At 44.2% G+C, this 20401-nt stretch carries 22 protein-coding genes, 2 tRNA genes and 1 riboswitch; of the genes, 12 read left to right on the top strand and 12 right to left on the bottom strand.

What is annotated here, in order from left to right; translation table 11 throughout:
* Positions 1 to 26: 26 nt before the first annotated feature.
* The 3 genes from EIP89_RS07360 (at position 27) to yidD (ending at position 2209) form a co-directional block, all read left to right on the top strand.
* Positions 27 to 108, top strand: a tRNA-Leu gene (locus EIP89_RS07360).
* Between the two features lie 320 nt (positions 109 to 428).
* Positions 429 to 1910: a cysteine--tRNA ligase gene (cysS, locus tag EIP89_RS07355; protein WP_124398027.1), complete on the top strand. Its 1482-nt coding sequence runs from the start codon at positions 429 to 431 to the stop codon at positions 1908 to 1910.
* On the top strand, positions 1910 to 2209 hold the full coding sequence (gene yidD, locus EIP89_RS07350; protein WP_124398026.1) for a membrane protein insertion efficiency factor YidD: 300 nt from the start codon (positions 1910 to 1912) through the stop codon (positions 2207 to 2209). Before cysS ends, yidD begins: the two co-directional genes overlap by 1 nt.
* On the opposite strand, the gene EIP89_RS07345 is transcribed toward yidD, so the two are convergent.
* The 4 genes from EIP89_RS07345 to EIP89_RS07330 form a co-directional block, all read right to left on the bottom strand.
* A complete protein-coding gene (locus EIP89_RS07345; protein WP_124398025.1) occupies positions 2171 to 2995 on the bottom strand; it encodes a nucleoside phosphorylase in 825 nt (274 codons plus the stop codon). The genes yidD and EIP89_RS07345 overlap by 39 nt on opposite strands.
* A gap of 86 nt (positions 2996 to 3081) precedes the next feature.
* The gene (locus EIP89_RS07340) at positions 3082 to 4065 is read right to left on the bottom strand and encodes an alpha/beta fold hydrolase (protein ID WP_218019345.1); all 984 of its coding nucleotides are present in this window, start codon (positions 4063 to 4065) and stop codon (positions 3082 to 3084) included.
* A 27-nt stretch (positions 4066 to 4092) separates the two neighbouring features.
* On the bottom strand, positions 4093 to 5658 hold the full coding sequence (locus EIP89_RS07335) for a hypothetical protein (protein WP_124398024.1): 1566 nt from the start codon (positions 5656 to 5658) through the stop codon (positions 4093 to 4095).
* Positions 5659 to 5737: 79 nt separating this feature from the next.
* A complete protein-coding gene (locus tag EIP89_RS07330) occupies positions 5738 to 6247 on the bottom strand; it encodes a hypothetical protein (RefSeq protein ID WP_124398023.1) in 510 nt (169 codons plus the stop codon).
* A gap of 599 nt (positions 6248 to 6846) precedes the next feature.
* Here EIP89_RS07330 and rplM point away from each other — a divergent pair.
* The 4 genes from rplM (at position 6847) to tsf (ending at position 9497) form a co-directional block, all read left to right on the top strand.
* Positions 6847 to 7302, top strand: coding sequence for a 50S ribosomal protein L13 (rplM, locus tag EIP89_RS07325; RefSeq protein ID WP_124398022.1), 456 nt, complete (start codon positions 6847 to 6849; stop codon positions 7300 to 7302).
* A gap of 1 nt (position 7303) precedes the next feature.
* Positions 7304 to 7690 (top strand): 30S ribosomal protein S9, encoded by a 387-nt coding sequence (gene rpsI, locus EIP89_RS07320; protein ID WP_124398021.1) that lies wholly within the window; start codon positions 7304 to 7306, stop codon positions 7688 to 7690.
* A 112-nt stretch (positions 7691 to 7802) separates the two neighbouring features.
* Positions 7803 to 8573, top strand: coding sequence for a 30S ribosomal protein S2 (gene rpsB, locus EIP89_RS07315; RefSeq protein WP_124398020.1), 771 nt, complete (start codon positions 7803 to 7805; stop codon positions 8571 to 8573).
* A gap of 99 nt (positions 8574 to 8672) precedes the next feature.
* Positions 8673 to 9497: a translation elongation factor Ts gene (tsf, locus tag EIP89_RS07310; RefSeq protein ID WP_124398019.1), complete on the top strand. Its 825-nt coding sequence runs from the start codon at positions 8673 to 8675 to the stop codon at positions 9495 to 9497.
* A 237-nt stretch (positions 9498 to 9734) separates the two neighbouring features.
* Here tsf and EIP89_RS07305 read toward each other — a convergent pair whose 3' ends face one another.
* From EIP89_RS07305 to EIP89_RS07270, 8 genes are all read right to left on the bottom strand, one after another.
* Positions 9735 to 10214: an ExbD/TolR family protein gene (locus tag EIP89_RS07305; RefSeq protein WP_124398018.1), complete on the bottom strand. Its 480-nt coding sequence runs from the start codon at positions 10212 to 10214 to the stop codon at positions 9735 to 9737.
* Between the two features lies 1 nt (position 10215).
* On the bottom strand, positions 10216 to 10749 hold the full coding sequence (locus EIP89_RS07300) for an ExbD/TolR family protein (RefSeq protein WP_124398017.1): 534 nt from the start codon (positions 10747 to 10749) through the stop codon (positions 10216 to 10218).
* Position 10750: 1 nt separating this feature from the next.
* Complete coding sequence (locus EIP89_RS07295) at positions 10751 to 11071, bottom strand: hypothetical protein (RefSeq protein ID WP_124398016.1); 321 nt, start codon at positions 11069 to 11071, stop codon at positions 10751 to 10753.
* A gap of 17 nt (positions 11072 to 11088) precedes the next feature.
* Positions 11089 to 11910 carry a MotA/TolQ/ExbB proton channel family protein gene (locus EIP89_RS07290; RefSeq protein WP_124398015.1) on the bottom strand — a complete coding sequence of 274 codons (822 nt, stop codon included), beginning with the start codon at positions 11908 to 11910 and terminating at the stop codon, positions 11089 to 11091.
* A gap of 39 nt (positions 11911 to 11949) precedes the next feature.
* A tRNA-Ser gene (locus EIP89_RS07285) sits at positions 11950 to 12037 on the bottom strand.
* A gap of 69 nt (positions 12038 to 12106) precedes the next feature.
* Positions 12107 to 13135 (bottom strand): asparaginase, encoded by a 1029-nt coding sequence (locus EIP89_RS07280; RefSeq protein WP_124398014.1) that lies wholly within the window; start codon positions 13133 to 13135, stop codon positions 12107 to 12109.
* Positions 13132 to 13914 (bottom strand): TatD family hydrolase, encoded by a 783-nt coding sequence (locus EIP89_RS07275; RefSeq protein ID WP_124398013.1) that lies wholly within the window; start codon positions 13912 to 13914, stop codon positions 13132 to 13134. The genes EIP89_RS07280 and EIP89_RS07275 overlap by 4 nt, the downstream gene beginning before the upstream one ends.
* A 31-nt stretch (positions 13915 to 13945) precedes the next feature.
* Positions 13946 to 14479, bottom strand: a complete 534-nt coding sequence (locus tag EIP89_RS07270; protein WP_124398012.1) for a hypothetical protein — start codon at positions 14477 to 14479, stop codon at positions 13946 to 13948.
* Between EIP89_RS07270 and EIP89_RS07265 the strand changes: the two genes are divergently transcribed.
* From EIP89_RS07265 to EIP89_RS07245, 5 genes are all read left to right on the top strand, one after another.
* Positions 14479 to 15474, top strand: coding sequence for a LuxE/PaaK family acyltransferase (locus tag EIP89_RS07265; protein ID WP_245966121.1), 996 nt, complete (start codon positions 14479 to 14481; stop codon positions 15472 to 15474). The genes EIP89_RS07270 and EIP89_RS07265 overlap by 1 nt on opposite strands.
* Positions 15475 to 15531: 57 nt before the next feature.
* Positions 15532 to 15636, top strand: a riboswitch (TPP riboswitch).
* A gap of 57 nt (positions 15637 to 15693) precedes the next feature.
* Complete coding sequence (locus EIP89_RS07260; RefSeq protein WP_124398011.1) at positions 15694 to 18108, top strand: TonB-dependent receptor; 2415 nt, start codon at positions 15694 to 15696, stop codon at positions 18106 to 18108.
* A gap of 161 nt (positions 18109 to 18269) precedes the next feature.
* Complete coding sequence (locus tag EIP89_RS07255) at positions 18270 to 18683, top strand: 6-pyruvoyl trahydropterin synthase family protein (protein WP_124398010.1); 414 nt, start codon at positions 18270 to 18272, stop codon at positions 18681 to 18683.
* A 34-nt stretch (positions 18684 to 18717) separates the two neighbouring features.
* Positions 18718 to 19596 (top strand): ACP S-malonyltransferase, encoded by an 879-nt coding sequence (fabD, locus tag EIP89_RS07250; RefSeq protein ID WP_124398009.1) that lies wholly within the window; start codon positions 18718 to 18720, stop codon positions 19594 to 19596.
* Positions 19597 to 19616: 20 nt separating this feature from the next.
* On the top strand, positions 19617 to 20396 hold the full coding sequence (locus tag EIP89_RS07245) for an enoyl-CoA hydratase-related protein (RefSeq protein ID WP_124398008.1): 780 nt from the start codon (positions 19617 to 19619) through the stop codon (positions 20394 to 20396).
* Positions 20397 to 20401 lie beyond the last annotated feature (5 nt).

Raw genomic sequence — 20401 nt, 5'->3', positions numbered from 1 at the left:
GATATCTATTTTTGCAGCCCTGAAATGCCGAAGTGGTGGAATTGGTAGACACGCACGTTTCAGGGGCGTGTGGAGTAATCCGTGTGGGTTCGAGTCCCACCTTCGGTACAAAGTGAAAAAGCTGTTCGACGTTGGGCAGCTTTTTTATTTTAAAAATCGCTTTTTCTCGCTGCTTTACATCTATTTTCTCAAGATAAAATATTCGTGGTTTTTGCCCCTCTTCTCAAAAAAGTTCATTTATATGATGTGATAACTTTTTCTGACTGATGGTTTTGGTACATTTTTATTTTGAGCGATTTAATTATTTTTTTAAGTAGCAACATTGTCTTCTTGGTTTGTCAAATATCGAATTTTGAAAAACCTTTTTGATTTTATTGAAAAAATAGTACATTAATTCTGCCGAAATTTGGAGCGTCAACCACTAATAGATGAAACCCGGCGAAACAAAAGAGATTTACATATACAATACTCTTTCAGGTGAAAAAGAAAAATTTGAGCCTTTAAATCCCCCCTTCGTAGGTATGTATGTGTGCGGACCCACTGTATACAATGACGTACACCTGGGCAACTGCCGCACCTTTATATCTTTTGATGTGGTGTTCAGGTATTTGCAACACATCGGCTACAAAGTGCGCTATGTGCGAAACATTACAGATGCCGGCCATTTGGAAAACGATGCCGACGAAGGTGAAGACAAAATTGCCAAAAAAGCACGTCTGGAACAGCTCGAGCCCATGGAAGTGGTGCAGCGCTATACTGTGGGCTTTCATCGCATCATGGAGCGCTTTAACGTACTACCTCCTTCCATCGAGCCTACGGCCACAGGACACATTGTGGAACAGATTCAAATGATCAAAAAAATTCTCGACGAAGGGCTTGCATATGAAGTAAATGGCTCGATTTACTTCGATGTTAAAAAATACATGGAGAAAGAACCTTATGGCGAACTGAGCGGCCGGAATGTGGATGAATTGATCGCAGGTTCACGCGAGCTCGAAGGTCAGAGCGAGAAGCGCAATCCTCTGGACTTTGCTCTTTGGAAGAAAGCCTCACCCACGCACATCATGCGCTGGGAATCGCCCTGGGGCGAGGGCTTTCCGGGTTGGCATCTCGAATGTTCTGTGATGAGCACCAAGTATTTAGGCGAAGTATTCGACATACACGGCGGTGGGATGGATTTGAAATTTCCGCACCACGAGTGCGAAATAGCCCAGTGCACTGCCGCCCACCATAAGAAACCCGTGCGCTATTGGATGCATGCCAATATGCTTACGCTCAACGGCAAGCGAATGAGTAAGAGCACGGGAAACACCCTGCTGCCGCAAGAAATCTTTAGCGGGCAAAATCCTTTCCTCTCAAAGCCCTACAGCCCGGCAGTGGTGCGCTTCTTTATGCTTCAAGCCCATTACCGCAGCACACTCGACATCAGCGACGAAGCATTGGCCGCGGCTGAAAAGGGATTCCGGCGCCTGATGGATGCTGTTGCGCTCTTGCCAGAGCTGAAGGCTGCTGAAAAATCTACCTTCGATGTACGTGCTGCCGTACAAAAGGTGTACGATGCTCTGAACGACGACTTTAATACCCCCATAGCCATAGCTGAGCTTTTTGAAATCGTACGCATTATCAATCTGATGAACACTGGCCAGGAGTCTTTGACTGCCTCTGATTTGCTATACTTATCAGAGCGTGTAAAAGCCCTGGTGCACGATGTACTTGGCCTTGAAGACGACACTCGTGCAACTACTGATACCAGCAAGCTGGATGCAGTCATTCAAATATTAATCGAAATGCGACAGAAGGCGCGTGCCGATCGGAATTTTGCTCTTTCCGATCAAATTCGCGATCAATTGTTGAAGGCTGGAATTCAGCTAAAAGACACCAAAGAAGGCACCACCTACACCCTCTTGTAATGGGACTTTTAAAAGCTTTAAAAAGACTGACGGGCTACCTAATCATCTTGCCCGTCAGAGCATATCAATACATTATATCCCCATTCTTCCCAAAAGTCTGCAGGCACACACCCTCTTGCTCAGAATACATGATTGAAGCGGTTCAAGTGTGGGGGCTTTTTAAGGGCACCTGGTTAGGACTGAAGCGATTGTCGCGCTGTCACCCCTGGGGCACCTATGGTTACGATCCTGTGCCCAGACCTGATTCTGCTGCACAAAAATCACAATCTGCTGAGCACATCCAATCCCCTGAGGATTAGTTCCTCCATTACTGCATCCGGATGGGGAGAAAATTCGCCCGTGATACGATTGGCTAAGATGGCGTTGAGCGAAATAGCCCGATGACCCAGAAGTGCACTCAGCGCGTAGATACCGGCTGTTTCCATTTCGAGGTTTGTAAGGCCCTTTTCAGCTACAAAACCACTTTCTGATCTCAACCAGCTAAGTGCCGAAGGTATCCGTATGCTTCTGCCTTGTGGGCCATAAAATCCGGAAGTAGTAAGTGTAATTCCCTTTGTAAATCCGGCTTTCTGAAACTCGGAAATCAAACCTGCATCGCCCCGAGTGTGATACGCATAAATGCCAGGCTGAATCTCGGTTAAAGGTCCGAAGTCATAGCCGGCATGCAAGCCATCGATGCCCCAGGCTTCTTCACTTACCAGTAATGTTCCTACTTTGATATCAGGCCTTATGGCACCTGATGTACCCATTCGGCAGATGATCAAACTCTTAGGAAAGGGATGTGCCACGCGCTCCGGTAAAAGCACATTGGCTAACATGTCTAATTCGTTGAGCACAATATCGACATTATCCGTTCCAATGCCTGTGGACACTACAGTGATCGGTCGTCCTCGATAAGTACCGGTTATTGTGCGAAACTCTCTGTGTTGACGTGTTAGTTTTACTGATTCAAAGAATCCGGCCACTTTGTCTACCCTGTCAGGATCGCCCACGGTGATGACGATCTCAGTTATCTCTTCTGGTTTTAAGTGAAGATGATAGATAGAACCATCGTCATTTAAAATTATTTCGGCCAGATTTTGCATAATGGCATCATTTACTTTTATTGCACACAAAAGTACAGGCCATAACAACCGATTCAGGCTATCCTGTTGATCAGAGTTTTTTATCGCTATTTCTTTTCTGTTATAAAACCCGAATCAATAAATTTTTTGACTTCGTTGTTAAAAGTTTCGGCACCTTCCCATTGCACAAAATGTCCGCACTTTGGAATCAATATCAGGGATGCTTTGGGTATTTTGTTATATCCGGCCATGGCAACATCGCTGGTGCGTCCAGGATTTAGAAAACGGTTGGGAATCAAATTGTCGTTCTTGCCAAATAAGATCAATGTGGGCTGAGTCAACTTGTCGAGCAGGTTAAAGACTGGCTGATTAACCATGCCTTGTACACTTTTCGGAATGATATAGCAATACCCGTCAAAATCAGCAGCAAATCGCATGGCCAATCGATCGCGTATCATAAAGTCAGCATCTTTGGGAAATTTGTAGAAGTTAAAACCAAAATTGGTCTGTACGGTTTGGGCTGGGGTTAGTGCCGTACTTCGTGCAGTTACCACCTCTCGGAACCACTGTTTCTGACCCTCGTTGAAAGTTTCAAATCCGGCAGGTGCTGCCAGTATTAAAGCTTTTATACGCTGAGGGTACCTCAAGGCTGTGACAATCGAAATTTGCCCGCCCATCGAATGACCTGCTAGAACAAATTGTTTGAGCCCTAATTTATCAGCAAACTGAATGACCACATCGGAAAAGAATTCCATCGAGCCCTCATAATCGCCTTTCGAAGATTTACCGTAGCCCGGTAAATCAATGGCAATGCATCGGTAATACTGGCGAAGTACTTCTACATTTTTTTTCCACGCTGGCAGGTAACTTCCTAATCCGTGGATGAAAATAATGGTTTCGCTGCCTTTGCCTTCATCGGCATAGGCCACAGTTATTTCGTTAGAAAGCTGTATTTTCTTGGTTTCAAATGGATATTGCAGCTCGTCGAAGGTCGAAATACGCGGGTAATCATCCATAGGAGTCATCAGTATTTGTGCTTTTATAATCGACATCCACGAGAAAAGCATCAGAATCAACCCGATTTTTTTCATTGTTTAAAAGCTTTTTAATCGTGATTTTTAAAACAATAGCCATCTGTACACCAGAAATACCGTCCAAGGATTTACAGGACGGGTATTGACGCCTCCATTTACAAGTGAGCTGTTGTAAAAGTCACCAAGCCACAGATAAGCTCCGTGCAGTTCAATGTTCATAAAAACCTGAGGTGTATACTGTATCCTGAAGTTCAATTCATTGCCTATTAGAAATCCGCCCCCTGAAGGTGCAACATTGCTGATGGCCGAGGCTGCACCGATCTTTCCATTAAATTTATGAGGTATAAAATCTCTATGAACATTCAGCACCAAACCTGTAACCCCGAAACCCAAATTCGATGGATCGGTCACCGCGGCAACAAATCGGTTTACTACATTGCCGTGTGGAAAGAGGATATAGGCACCGTGGCTTATGTATAAGCTTACAGGCGAGCCCCAGGTATTTCCCGTAAGGACGCCGGAATATTTACTATCTGCCAGCGAATTAGCATCGCCACTGGTGTAAACGGCATCTAAGTGAATTATGTCTCCAAGGGTTTGTCCATATTTATAAGCAAGGCGAATATTGGAGCCAAAGCCACCGATAGAGGTACGCTTGTGAAAACTTTGAGCAGGAGAAAGCGTATCGACTCGACCAAAATTGTAGTTGAAAAAGCCGTTGAACGTCCAAGGCCCCATAGCGTGATCGGCATTGTAATTCACAATTGTACCCACCCAGCCGATATCTGCTCTATAAGCACTACCCAAAGGAAAGCGATAGGTACCGTTGTATTCGTTTAAAACCGAATTCAAACCTTGACCCAAAATAGACGGCCCCCCTTCGCCATTTCCGCGGTCGCGTACATAGTCAGCACTTAGCCCTACGCGCCACAGTCGGGCCACTTCACGCTCATACATCCACTCAAAACGCTGCACATCGTCATCTTCCTGTGGGTTGTTTTCGTAAAACTGCCAAAAACCCACTTTCATACGTTCGAAGTCGCCATCGTAGCGCACATTGATACCCGAAGCATCCGTCCCCCAGTAAAAAAGCCTGTAACCTGTATTGGTCAATTGGTCGAAAAGGGTGCGGTATGCGTTGCCCGGATGGTCAAACATGCGCTGTAGTCCTAAAAGTACAGACCATCTTTTAAACGGAAGAAGTTCCAATTGAATGTTTTGAGTCTGAATATTGACCTGATCAGCTGAGAGCCCTCCACCGAAATTTCCGCCCACTCCATAGGCCACATCTCCCCAGGTATAATCTATTTCAAACGAAGTACGCAGAATGGCTTTGCCGTTCAATAACTTAGGAGTATAGATCAAAAATGGCAGAAGCCTTTGCTCAAAATATGTGGCGGTCAGCTCATTCGAAGTATTCGTAGTATTTTGACCGAAGAGGCGACCGAAGATTTGTCCTCTCAAAAAGTCGTTTGTGGGAAAGTAATTGCCCGTAACGTATTGGTTGTAAAACAGGGCGAAGACCTGTAACTCACGGTCTGCTTTTTTGGGAATGGCCCTGTCAAGTTCGCGCAAAGTGGGTGCCTGCACTTGCGACATTGCATGTAAAACAGCAAGCAGGCAAGTGGCAAGTAATATCCCTTTTTTCATACATCCAGGTAAATTTTGGGCATAAAAAAAGCTGATAAGCTGCCTTACAGGGCATCTTATCAGCTCCGATGCACTTCAATTAAGGTACTCTAACGTAGGTCTGCACGTTAGCCTGACCAAGTGCCCCACCATTTGTGCTTCCGAATCCACCTTGTGGTGTGGGTGGTACGGCCTGAATATCGGGCTGAGTTTGTACGATTTCGTATTTCATCGTATTGCCCGTGATTTCAAAAATTCCCTCGCTGATTAATGCTGATGGCGCTGTTTGCTCTACGCGTATTGTCCAGATATTGCCCACATTGCTTTTGGTCTGAGTATATGTTCCGGTCAATGTTGGCAATTGTACACCATCGCGGTTCCATTGTCTTACTTCATAAGTGTTATTGGTATTAAATTCTGCATAGATCGAGTCTATTTGAAAGAGTGTTACCAAAAGTGGTGCAACGTTTGACTTCGAAGATTGCCACTTTCCCTGAATGCCAACGAGTTGATTGGTGTTGTCGTCGTTGTTATCGTCTTGTTTTTGACAGCCCACAAGGGCAGAAGCTGTAAACAAAGCTAATAAGACAAAATTTTTGTACTTTTTCATTTTTAGGAGGTTTAAAATTTCACGTAAAGTTAAAAAGATGTTTCTACAGTGTGAAAGACGCACAAAATTCAGAATGCCCCTGACTTATGATTTTCGAAAAATTGAAAATTTGTTTTAAATCTTGATTTTCAACATTTTTTACTTTAAAAACACTTAACGACAATCCATCAGTGAAACACTCAATTTTCTTCCCAAAATCCCTTATCTACCTAAATACTTGTGCTCTCTAGCTGCTAAAAAGTAAGATCTACAAGTTTTAAACACATTGGCCCAACTCTGCATGCAAATGCATTGGAAAAGACTTTTCCGTGTTCTTCTGATTTTGTATGTATTACTCATCATACATTTAGTCAAAATCTCAGAATACTTACATTTTAAATGAACACAAAAGTCAACACACAATTAATCATTCACAGTGCGCATCCAATAGAGTAAAATTAATAAACCAGCTGGATAACTATTTAAAAGTTCTTAAAAGAGTAATCTTTGAATAAAAAATGCTGTTCAGATTGAAGAATTGAAAATTTAATGTACTTTTGCAGCCCAATTTTCGGCCATTGTAAAACAATATTGTTCAAACAATTATAATTACGACAACTGTGGATACAATAAGTTATAAGACCATTTCAGCCACTCCCGCAATGGTGGAGAAGAAGTGGTACGTAGTAGATGCAACAGGCGTGACGCTCGGAAGACTTGCATCTGTAGTGGCTAAGATCGCCCGTGGAAAACACAAGCCCTATTTTAGCCCAAACATCAACTGTGGTGATCACGTGATTGTGATCAATGCGGAAAAAGTAGCTTTGAGTGGTAACAAGCTGACCGATAAGCAATACGTATTTCACACCGGTTATCCCGGTGGTCAATACCACAGGACTCCACGCGAGATCATGGCAAAAAGACCAGAAAGAGTGGTAGAATTAGCTATTAAAGGTATGCTGCCAAAAAACAAATTGGGAAGAGACCTCTTCCGTAATGTGCGCGTATATGCAGGCCCCACTCATGAGCACGAAGCACAAAAGCCAGAAGTGTTGAACATAAATGAATGGATATAATATGTCAATAACACACGCCATAGGCCGCAGAAAGACCGCTGTAGCCCGAGTTTTCTTTAAAGAAGGAAGTGGCAACATCACCATTAATGGCCGCGACTTCAAATCGTACTTCTCTACAGGCATTCTTCAGTCAAAAGTGCTTCAACCACTGAAACTCACTGGAACCGAAGGCGCTTTCGATATCAAAGTAAATGTTCAAGGCGGTGGTATCACTGGTCAAGCAGAGGCTATTCGCCATGCTTTTAGCCGCGCATTGTGTTTAGTGAATGCTGAATATCGCCCGACTCTTAAGGCCGAAGGTCTCCTGACCCGCGACCCACGTATGGTAGAGCGCAAAAAGTACGGTCGTAAAAAAGCTCGCAAGAGATTTCAATTCTCTAAGCGCTAATGGTGTATTTAGCATCCAAACCGATAGGATCGAGTTAACCTCTCGCTACCTGTCGGTTGCTAAGTCAGCAGCTTAGTAAAAGGAAAGTAAAGAACCAACTTAACCTCAATACATGAATCACGAAGAAGTAGTAAAAGAGTTGCTCGAAGCTGGTGTTCACTTCGGCCACCTCACTCGCAAGTGGAATCCTGCAATGGCTCCTTACATTTTTATGGAGCGCAATGGCATCCACATCATCGATCTTTACAAAACCGCTCAAAAGCTTGAGCAGGCTGGTGAAGCTCTTAAAAAGTTAGCAGGCAGCGGTAAAAAGATTTTATTTGTAGCTACCAAAAAACAGGCAAAAGACGTAGTTGCCAACTTGGCTCAAGAGCTCAACATGCCTTACATTACAGAGCGTTGGCCTGGAGGTATGCTTACAAACTTTGTGACCATCCGCAAGGCGGTAAAAAAAATGACCAACATCGACCGCATGAAGGCTGATGGTACCTTCGATACGCTCTCAAAGAGAGAAAAACTACAAGTAGAGCGCTTGCGTGCAAAACTAGAGAAAAACTTAGGCTCTATTGCCGATATGAGCCGTCTGCCTGCAGCTCTTTTTGTAGTAGACATCAATCGAGAGCATATCGCCGTTAAAGAAGCTCACAAGCTCAACATTCCAGTGTTTGCCATCGTCGATACCAATACGAATCCTTACGACGTTGATTTCCCCATTCCCGGTAATGACGACTCATCGAAGTCTATTGCTAAAATTCTTGAATACGTAAGAGGATTCCTCCTCGAGGGAATGAACGATCGCCGTAGCGAAAAAGACAAAGGCAACACTGAAAAAGTGGCTAAAAAAGCCGCAAAAATGGCTACAGCTGACGAAGGTGAAGAGTAATGAAGTAACCTTAATATTCACGTAACATACTCAGCAAGGGCAAAAGTGTAATTTTGCCCTTGTTTATTTAAATAATAACCTAAAAATCAATCGATTAATATGGCTAATATCACAGCAGCTGAAGTAAACAACTTAAGAAAAATAACCGGAGCAGGTATGATGGACTGCAAGAAAGCTCTTGCAGAAGCCGATGGTGATGTAGAAAAAGCTATTGACATCCTCAGAAAGAAAGGGCAAAAAATCGCAGCTAATCGCGCAGATCGCGCTACTACCGAAGGTTGCGCACTAGCTCTTACTAACAGTGAAAACACTTATGGCGTAATCGTAGCCCTTGCCTGCGAAACAGATTTTGTGGCTAAAAATGAAGGTTTCATAGCGCTCAATCAAGCTATTCTCGACATTGCCCTTGAGCACAAACCAGCCGATATCGAAGCGCTGAAGGCACTTCCATTCCAAGGAAGCCTCACAGTAGGTGAAAAATTGATCGAACAAACCGGTGTAATTGGCGAGAAAATCGACATTGCTGGGTACACTACCCTCGAAGGTACATTTGTGACCTACTACATTCACTCAAACAAAAAGATCGCTACTCTGGTGGCCCTTTCAGCTGTAGCTCCTGAGGCTGGTAAAGACGTGGCCATGCAGGTAGCCGCTATGAACCCAATTGCACTTGATAAAGACTCGGTATCTCAAGAAATAATTGAAAGAGAACTAGAAATAGGTCGTGAGCTCGCTCGCCAGGAAGGAAAGCCTGAAAACATGATCGACAAAATTGCTCAAGGCCGTTTAGGCAAATTCTTCAAGGAAAATACTCTGGTCGAACAAGAGTTTATTAAGGAGCCTAAACTGAGCGTCGCTCAATATCTTGATTCCGTTCAGAAAGGTCTTAAGGTTACTGGTTTTAGAAGAGTAGCCTTAGGTTAATTACTGGCTTAACATGTAAGAATCCGTTGCTCTACACAGCAACGGATTTTTATTTTATATCGAGTGTAATGGTCTTCGACCATTGCTTTAAAGCTTAACCCTTCAATTTGGTTGTTTAAAAATGAATGCTCTTGTGTTAAGCCTTAATAAGCCTTTTGCGCAAAAAAAAGGTTTTTCAAAAAATAAAAAAAGCTGCCCATTTTTCGGACAGCTTTTTAAAGCATAATCGATGCAATACTAATTATCCCCGAAGGGTTTACCTTTCACTGTTGAATAGTTAATCTTAAGGGCTTGAGCTCTGCGCAATTCAAATTTTAGGTCGGTTATCAATCCCATTTTTACAGTCTTGTCGGCTTTAATAGACACGGTCATAAGCGGTCTTTCAGCCTCATTTCTGCGCTCTCTTTCGTCTGTAATATAGGGACCTATATCGTTGAGTGTGGCAAATTGGTCGTTGAGCTGTATGCGTGGCTCAGTACCAAATTGTGCTTGGAGCGATTTGATCGGAGGACCAACATAAATGTACGAAACCAGCGATCTGCGCTCAAGCTTCACTACCTCTGTGGCAAAGGGCTTTCTGTTCTGCACCAGAAGGGTAACTTCACGCATTACGGTAGTAACCATGAAGAAGAACAGAAGCATGAAAACTATGTCAGGCAGTGATGCTGTTGATATGGCGGGCTGGCTTTTACCTGTTTTGCGTTTAAATTTTGACATATTATTTGAGTTTTACAGGTTCAGCTTCAGAGATTTTCAACGGGTAATAGTCGGCTATTTCTTTAGCGCTGGCTTCGTCGAGAAGGTTGAATTTACGTCCGAAGCGCTTCATCGCTTCTTCGTCTCTGAGCTCATTGTAGGCAGCTGTCAATTCATTTTGCACGGCGATGTACATTTCGTATGATGTACCTCTATCGTTTTGCAAAGAAATCACGTGCTTTTCAGGGCTTTCAGAGAGGTTCTCTTCTTTGCCGAAGTTAGCGATGTGTCTTTTGGCGTATTCCTTTAAGTCCTCCAGTTTCATGTACTGGTCGTCCACAAGAAGTAGGTCTTGGCTATTGACCAGCACACGCAAGATGTTGCGCTCCTTAATGGGTGGCATTTCTGGTGGTTCACGCTCATCGTAAGGAGGAAGCTTGCGAGAAATACCAGAGTCCACGTCCATTGTAGTAGTAACGAGGAAGAAAATCAACAGCAAGAAGGCTATATCTGCCATCGAACCTGCATTGATCTCCGGGGCTGCTCTTCTGGCCATTTTATTTGAAAATTTTTGAAACTTCTACGTACAAAATTGAAAGTACTGAAAGAAGGGCAAGAACGTAAAAAGTAGTAAGCCCTGTACCTACCATTTTTGATTTTGCTTCGGTAATGCCCATGGAAGCTGGATAGTTTACGTAATCGCTGCCATCGGCTATTGAGTAGCCAATCAAAAAGATTACGAGCAATACAGCTATTCCGATAAGTGCATTTTTTACCTTGCTGAAGTGCGTAAACACCTTAGAAACTGCAAAACCTACTATGGCGGCCACACATATACCAATCATGATATATGTGAGTATGATTCCGGTGTCGATCATAAGTCAAATTTTTTTAATTATTTACCATGCTTGTGATTGTACTTCACAAGTAAATCGATCAATGAGATGGAAGCTTCTTCCATTGAGTTGGTGATGCTGTCAATTTTAGCAATGATGTAGTTATAGAATATCTGAAGAATCATTGCTACTATAAGACCAAATACTGTGGTCAAAAGAGCCACCTTGATACCACCTGCTACCAGTGACGGAGAAATGTCACCTGCAGCTTCGATGGCGTCGAATGCCTGAATCATACCGATTACCGTACCCATGAACCCAAGCATTGGGGCAAGAGCGATAAAGAGCGAAATCCAAGATACACCTCTTTCGAGCTGACCCATCATCACTCCACCGTACGATACAATTGATTTCTCTACGATGTCGATACCTTCATGATATCTGTCAAGACCTTGATAGAAGATTGAAGCAACCGGACCACGAGTATTGCGGCAGACTTCTTTTGCCTTATCGATACCTCCGCTGTTCAGAGCTTGCTCTACGTTGGCAATCAGTTTTTCATTGTTTGTATTAGCAAGGTTGAGATATATGATTCTTTCGATGCTGATGGCCAGACCAAGAATCAGTGAAATCAATACAATTCCCATGAACTCTGGACCACCTTCTATAAATTTTTCTTTAATAATTTGGTGGAAAGTCTTAGTGTCTTCAGCTGTAGCTTCTTCAGAGGCTGTTTCGGTTTGAGGTGCGGATGCTGTCGATGTCTGCTCTGTCTGCTCAGTTTGCTCTGTTTTAGCGGTGTCTTCTTGAGCGTAAGAAGCATTGAAAGTAAACATCAGCATACCAGCTGAGAGTGTCAAAATAGAGAGCGCTTTTCTCATACTTGATGTTGGTTTTTAGGTTAATTTACAGTTAATCAGCGGAGAGAAAGGGATTCGAACCCTTGATACCCTTTAGGGGTATACACGCTTTCCAGGCGTGTTCCTTCAGCCACTCGGACACCTCTCCGAACCTCGTTTTTTATTTGAAAAAACGCGCGCAATTTAACAAAATTTCATTCGCATGAAAAAATGAAAATTATTTTATGGTTAATTCACCAGCGAGAGGGCTTTGAAACAACTTTTTGAACTCTGTAATGTCTTTAGCAATGGGCAGGGTGCACATGGCTTTTGTGATGGCAGCTTCGCGCGTCATGTCATATCCACTAATCACATCGTAATCCAAGAGCCAATGACTCACTTCGTATTTACCCATAGCAACGGAACCAGCCTTACACTGTGAAATGTTTATAACAGGAATTTTCCTATCGTTCATCATTTTGAGCAGCGATTTCAGCTCAGGGTTTTTCGGTGCATTCCCTGCACCATAGGTCAATAGGATGAGGGCTTTCAGATGGTGTGCATTTTCTAAAGCACTTCGCATCCACTGAAAATTGATACCAGGAAAGAGACTAATGTTTAGGATGTTTGACTCGTAAGCAGTAGAGAGTTGTACTGGAGAGTCTGAAGAAGGTAGTAGGTTTTGCCGATAAATTTTGATTTCAAGACCTGCTTCGCCGAGTAAAGGATAATTCGGGCTTTTGTAGGCTTTAAAGGATTCCGATGAGTGTTTATACGTTCGATTGCCTCTGTAAAGTTTATATTCGAAATAGATGCATACCTCTCTCACCAGGGGGTCACCTTTTTCATCGCTAAGCATGGCGATCTCAATGCTGGTGAGCAGATTTTCCTTTCCGTCGGTTCGAATAATGTTAATGGGCAATTGAGAGCCGGTGAGAATAACAGGCTTTTTTAAATGGCGAAGCATAAAACTCAAGGCAGAGGCCGTAAAGGCCATGGTATCGCTGCCATGAAGCACCACAAAGCCATCGAAAAAGGCATAGTTCTCAAAAATCTGATGAGCGAGCCTTACCCAGTGATCGGGAGTCATTTCGGTAGAGTCAATGGGTTTTTCCCACGACTGAAAGTGGATTTCAGCGGGTAGTTCCTGCAGCTCCGGAATTAGGGCATAGAGTTTTTCAAATTCAACAGGTACCAGAGCACCATCGCTACCTTGGCGTGCCATTCCGATGGTACCTCCGGTATAAATGACAAGTATTTTTTTCATTTCCAGGCTTTTGGAAATAATTTTTTTGAATTGGCATAAGTGATTTCAGCAGCATCGCTTACAGTAGTCTTCCAGACCTCGGCCAACTTAGCAAGTGTGTGTAACATGTAAGCGGGCTCATTTCGCTTACCTCTGTAGGGAATGGGACTCAAATATGGTGCATCTGTTTCGAGTATTATTCGCTCTTTAGGAAGATGCGGCAAGATTTCAGGTAATTCTGATTTTTTATATGTAAGTACACCTCCTATTCCCAAATAGAAATCAAAATCTACAATCCATTGGGCCTCTTTTAAGGTACCTGTAAAACAGTGAAATACTCCCTTAAGACCTCTGGCTCGATACGGTTCAAGGGCTTTAAAAATGGCTTCAAAAGCATTTCGGCTATGAATCACAATAGGCAAGCCAAACTCCAATGCCCATTGAATGTGTTGATCAAACGATTGAATCTGAAGGTCGAGCGTAGAAACATCCCAATAGAGATCGATGCCCGTTTCGCCGATGGCTACTATTTCTTTTAGATTTTCATTCAAAAGATTCTTCAGCTCAGAGAGTTGCTCTTCGAAACCTTCTTTTACCGATGAGGGATGAAGCCCAATCATGGGAAAAAGCTTTGAAGGATAGCGTTCAACAGCTTTACGGAGAGCCGGCCATGTAGAAAGTTCAATATTTGGCAAGAGCATCCGCTCTACACCAGCATCCATGGCTCTCTGTACCATTTGATCGAAATCCGAATTAAAATCTTCTAAGTAAATATGTGTGTGGGTATCAACAATTTTCATGAAATGCAATAAAACGGGCTCAAAGGAACGCCTACTGCGGTCTTTTTACAACTATGTCGGGAGAAAAAGACCGGGCAGACACGTTTAATGCTCTATCTACCAGCCGTATTCCCACTCTGATGGAATCGCCCTCAGCAAGTCCATCGATGGGAATCTCGTATTGGATTTCGCCTTCCAGGCTTTTAACCTGTCCGGGAGGAGTAATGTTGGGAATTCGTGCATTAAAATTAAAGGTATCGACGATGAAGGAATTTTGAACAGTAAAAAGCTCAATCCACAAATTGTGGTAAAAAGGACTGGAGATATCAAAGGGAGGCAGCGTGTCGCCATCGTTAAGGCCGATGTCGCCATCGCCGTCGCGAAAAGTCATTTCGAGGTGAAGCATATGTAAACCAAGAGGTTGTGAACGCTTGAAATTGTGGCTTTTATACTCTATTACGGGAATCGGATCAAAGGATTTGAACTTTCGGCATGCGCCTATGAGTAAAGCTATTGAGAGTATCCAAAAAAATGGCAGACGTACTTTTGCCATAGTTTCATCATAATCTTTGCTAAGGTACTTCATTGGAAGCGTCATTTTTCACACCGTCAGAAATTATAACAGAGCTTACAGACGAATTATTCATCGAAAAGGCATTGAAAGTTTTTGATTTTCAATATGCCCATTGCGAAGTTTATCGAATGTTTGTGGAAGGGTTGGGCATTAATGCCTCATCCGTCAAAAGTGTAGAGCAAATACCCTTTCTGCCAATCGAAATGTTTAAAAAATTTCGAATTCTTACCGAAAATAATACCTATCAAACCATTTTTAGAAGCAGTACCACTACTGGTTCAGTGCCCTCGAGTCATTATATAGCTGACCTTGATTGGTACGAAAAGAGTTTAACGGCCGGATTTCGGCTTTTTTACGGAGAGCCTGAAGAATTTTGCATCTTAGGCCTTTTGCCTTCCTATCTCGAGCGCCAGGATTCCTCATTGGTGTATATGGTAAATCACTTGATGAAACTGAGTGCACATCCGTTGAACGGGTTTTTCTTAAATGAATATGAGGAACTTGTGCGCCGATTAAAAATTTTACATAGAGAAAACCAGAAAACTCTGTTGGTAGGTGTAACCTTCGCTCTACTCGATTTAGCCGATAGCTACACATTAGAACTTCCGAGTACTATACTTCTCGAAACAGGCGGAATGAAAGGGCGAAGGCGAGAAATGATTCGCGAAGAGGTACATCGTATTTTGACCGATCGGCTTCACCCTCTGCGCATTGACTCAGAATACGGAATGACCGAACTGCTCTCACAAGCTTACAAAATTGGCTCCTTGCCCTTTGCTACCGTTCCCTGGATGCGTGTTTTAGCTCGAAACATCAACGACCCGCTCGGGTCCTTCACGTATAACAACACCGGACTCTTGCATGTAATCGATTTGGCGAATGTATATAGCTGTTCTTTTATTGCCACTCAGGATGTAGGGCGGGTACAACCCGATGGTAAATTCGATGTATTGGGCCGTTACGACCATGCCGAAGCGCGCGGTTGTAACCTGATGGTGAATTTTTAAACAGTTTTCATTTACTGAACTTTGCTTTTATAAAAAGAAAAACGCAATACCTTTGCCATCGATCTCAAGGGGTGCTGGAGTAGGCGCGCGATGCTCCGGCTGAGATTACACCCATTGAACCTGGGCGGGTAATGCCGCCAAGGGATGAGATGGCTCTTTACATTGTTTAATGCACACGGGTAACCGCCCCTGTTACTTGTGATTAACCATCAGTTAATCATGAGAAAAGTACAACGGTACAGTGTGCAGCAGCTATCAGGTATATCTGCTGTGGCCCTTTTCGGTAGGGCGTGGGCCTTTACAATGGCCTTTTTTGGATTCTTCTCCACAGCCTCAGCTCAATCAGGACTGTGTTTGGTGATTCGGGATGCTGCTAATGGTCGTCCATTAGAGGGCGTATCTGTCTTTGTGCCATCTACGGGTGAGCGATTGCCCTCTGATTATGAGGGCAAGGCCTGTCTAAACAAAGTCTTTCGCACGGCACAGGTAATTCTCGAGGCTGACGGGTATAGGGTATTAACAACTCAAATCACGTGGTCAAAATCAAACATTCAGCTACTGATGACACCTTTGATGGAGTACCTAAGCGCGGTAGATGTTTCAGCTTACCGAGCTCTGAGTACGACTCCTGTAGCTCAGACCCGAATAGAAAAAGCTGAACTCACAAAGCTGAACGACGGTCGCGACATACCTGTAGTGCTCGAAAACGTACCCGGTGTTGTTTCGTTTTCTGACGCAGGAGCGGGCATTGGATACACAGGCCTTCGAATACGCGGCAGCGACCCTACTCGTATCAATGTCACTGTAAACGGGGTTACCATCAATGACGCTGAGAGTCAAGGAGTTTTTTGGGTAAACATGCCTGATTTGATCAGTTCTGCACAATCGGCTCAAATTCAGCGAGGGGTTGGAACATCGGTCAATGGTCCGGGAGCCTTTGGTGCAAGTATCAACATCGAAACCGATCAACCTCGCCGTGAGGCGTATGCCGAAGGTATTCTTGGAGCCGGCAGCTTTAACACACGTCGTTTGACTGCCAAATTCGGCACTGGAGTACTAAAGGATCGTTGGGTATTAGACGGCAGAATATCGCGTATTCAGAGCAATGGTTACATCGATCGCGCCACGAGTAACCTGCAAGCGTGGATGTTTAATCTCCATTGGCTAGGCGAAAAAACGTCGGTGCGTCTTGTGTCTTTTGGAGGTCAGGAAATCACCTACCAAGCTTGGTACGGCATTGACAGTGCCTCTATTGGTCTTTATGGACGAAAATTCAACTTCGCCGGAGTTAAATACAACGACCAATGGGAACCGGTAGACTTCTACCGCGATGAGGTGGACAACTACCGCCAGCAACACTATCAGCTGCACGTGCGCCATGCCTTCAACGATACCTGGTCGGCGCACTTTACAGCCAACTACACCAGAGGAGCAGGCTTTTACGAACAGTTTCGGCAAAACGATCGCCTCTCGCGCTACAATCTGCCTCCTATGCTCATGGGTGCAGATACCGTGCACAGAACTGACCTCGTGCGCAGACTTTGGCTTGACAACGACTTGTATGTTGCCTCAGCTACTTTGAGATATGAAAATGCCGGTTGGAATGTAGTAGGCGGTCTGTCATACTACGATTATTTGGGCGACCACTTCGGCGAAATTATTTGGGCACGCTATAGCGGAGTGCTCAATCCCTATCAACGCTTCTATTTCAACGATGCCCGTAAACGCGATTATACTGCCTTTGTAAGAACTGATTATCAATTAAATGACAAATGGTTTCTCTATGGCGACCTACAATATCGCCTGGTGACCTACACCGGACAAGGGATCGACCGCAACCAAAACGTCATCAATGTAAATGATAGACTTCCCTTTTTTAATCCTAAGGCTGGTCTGTACTACAAGATGGCAAAAGGCTTGGATGTGTACGGTTCGGTAGCTGTAGCGCATAGAGAACCCGCGCGTCGCGACTACCTAGAGAATACCGAATTACCAAAACCAGAGCAACTCATTGACTACGAACTCGGTGCTCGCTGGCAGTCAGGTACTTTTTACATGGAGGCTAATGCCTTTTACATGGATTACTACAATCAGCTCGTAGTGACTGGCGAACTTACCGACGTGGGCTTCGCACTGCGCAGAAATGTGGGCCGCAGCTATCGCACAGGTGTTGAATTGGCAACCACTTACAAAAAAGGCAATTGGGAAGCCTTTGCTAACGCAAGCCTTTCACAGCACAAAAACATCGATTGGAAGGAAGCCTTCAACGATACGACCATAATAGCTTTAGGTAATACACCTATTGCCCTTTCAGCGGGCGAGATCGTACAAGCCGGACTAACCTATCACCTCGTTAAAGGCATATCCGCATCTCTTATTCATCGCTTCGTAGGCCGTCAATATCTCGACAACACCGGAAATAGAGCCTTAAGCCTGAATCCCTATCAAGTGACAGATGCCCGCATCACAGCACAAATTCCCGCCAAATGGTGTAAAGAGCTGTCAATAAACCTCTTTGTAAACAATCTCTTCTCTTCCCTCTACGCATCTAATGGTTATGTTTACGAAGGTGTGGCTTTTATCTTCCCTCAAGCCACTCGAAATTGGTTGTTAAACATCACTATCGGGTTTTAAAAATCGTTTTGCAGATACTCAGAATGACTTCTCCCGGTTAAACCTGTAAAGGTGACCGGGATTTTTTATTCTTAGGGTAATAAATTGGATAGATGGTTTTCAAAAACTTTTAGATACCCAAAACGTACCTTTGCCGCTATAAATGAGGTAAGAAAAGATAAATGATTTACATACAGCGTAAAGAGCGCTTTAGCGCAGCCCATCAGTTGTACAATCCCAACTGGAGCGAGGAGAAGAACGATGAAGTATTTGGCAAATGTGCTAATCGAAATTTTCACGGACATAATTTTACACTCACTGTAACAGTAAAGGGCGAAATCCATCCGGATACCGGATTCGTAATGAATCTCACTGACCTAAAGGAACTCATTCGCACACATGTAATTGATCGACTTGACCATAAAAATCTGAACCTGGATGTAGATTTTCTGCGCGGCAAGATGTGTAGCACAGAAATCATCGCTATAGAAATCTGGAAAATTTTACAGCCCCTTATTGCTGAGAGAGGTGCCACGCTGCACTGTGTGCGACTCGATGAAACAGAGAACAACTCTGTAGAATATTACGGCGAATAATTTCCTTAATTTCGCCACCGATAAAATTGCCAACATGAAAAAAGCTTACGTTTTTCCTGGTCAGGGGTCGCAGTTTCCAGGGATGGCAGCAGAATTGTACCGCAGCCATCCGGATGCCATGAACCTCTTCGAACAGGCTAATGAAATTCTTGGGTTTCGGATAACCGACGTAATGTTTTCGGGCACTGAAGAAGAATTAAAACAAACCAAGGTAACACAACCAGCCATCTTTTTACACAGCGTAGTGCTCGCCCTTACTTTAGAAAATTTCGCTCCTGATATGGTTGCAGGCCACTCGCTGGGAGAGTTCTCAGCTCTGGTGGCAGCCAGAGCTCTTCGATTTGAAGATGGCCTAAAGCTGGTATATGCCCGTGCGATGGCCATGCAAGAGGCCTGCGATGCTGTGCCCTCTACTATGGCTGCTGTTCTTGGTCTCGACGATGAAAAAGTGGAAGAAATTTGTAAACAAATAGATGGAATAGTAGTGGCAGCCAACTACAACTGCCCCGGACAGCTCGTAATTTCAGGCGAAAAAGAGGCTGTGCAGAAGGCTTGTGATGCCTTAAAAGCTGCCGGCGCCAAAAGAGCACTGCCTCTGCCTGTAGGCGGAGCCTTTCACTCGCCTCTGATGCAGCCTGCCTCCGAACAGCTGGGAAAAGCCATTGCAGCCACTCATTTTAATACACCTATTTGCCCAATTTACCAAAATGTGACAGCTCGACCCCATACCGATCCGGAAGAGATAAAAGCAAACCTGATGGCACAGCTCACCGGGCCTGTGCGCTGGACGCAAACCGTAAAAAATATGGTGGCTGATGGCGCAACTGTCTTCACAGAAGTTGGACCAGGCAAAGTACTTCAAGGGCTGGTGAGGAAAATAGCGCCTGAAGTAGAGGTTAACGGTATTCAATAATTCGTAAAACCACACTGAACATGTCAGCTTTCATTCAATCCGGATTCAGCGATGGCGTGCTCTCCATCTATTTAAATAGAACTGAAAAGTACAACGCCTTTATACGGGAGATGGCTTTGGCTTTTCAAGAGGAACTCAATCGAGCTGATGCAGATGCCTCCGTACGAGCAGTATACATTAGTGGTCGAGGTAAAGCGTTTTGCTCAGGGCAGGATTTAGCGGAAGCCATTGACCCAAACGGGCCTGAACTGACCCGTATCGTAAGCGAACACTACAACCCTATCATCATAAAAATGCGCCAGTGCATGAAGCCCATCGTGGTAGCAGTAAATGGTGTAGCCGCCGGAGCTGGAGCCAACATTGCTCTGGCCGGTGATGTAGTGGTAGCTGCTCGTTCTGCGACTTTTATACAGGCTTTCAGTAAAATAGGGCTAATACCTGACAGTGGAGGTACCTACACCCTTCCTCGCCTCATCGGCTTTGGCAAAGCATCAGCACTAATGATGTTAGGTGACAAGGTAACAGCCGACGAAGCAGAGCGTATGGGAATGATTTATAAAGTCTTTGACGATGTTGAATTTGCAACAGCCTCCTACAACATTGCCAAAACTCTGGCTCAGATGCCCACTAAAGGCCTCGCACTCACAAAAAAAGCGCTCAACAAATCGGCTTCCAACGACCTCATCACTCAGCTAAAACTCGAAGACGAACTGCAAACTCAAGCCGGAAATACTCACGATTACAAAGAGGGTGTAACAGCATTTTTAGAAAAACGTACTCCAAAATTTATAGGTAAGTAAAAAGG

Source organism: Thermaurantimonas aggregans, assembly GCF_003851885.1.
Classification (GTDB): domain Bacteria; phylum Bacteroidota; class Bacteroidia; order Flavobacteriales; family Schleiferiaceae; genus Thermaurantimonas; species Thermaurantimonas aggregans.
Note: the sequence above shows the minus strand (reverse complement) of the source record. Positions and strands in the feature narration are given on the sequence as shown.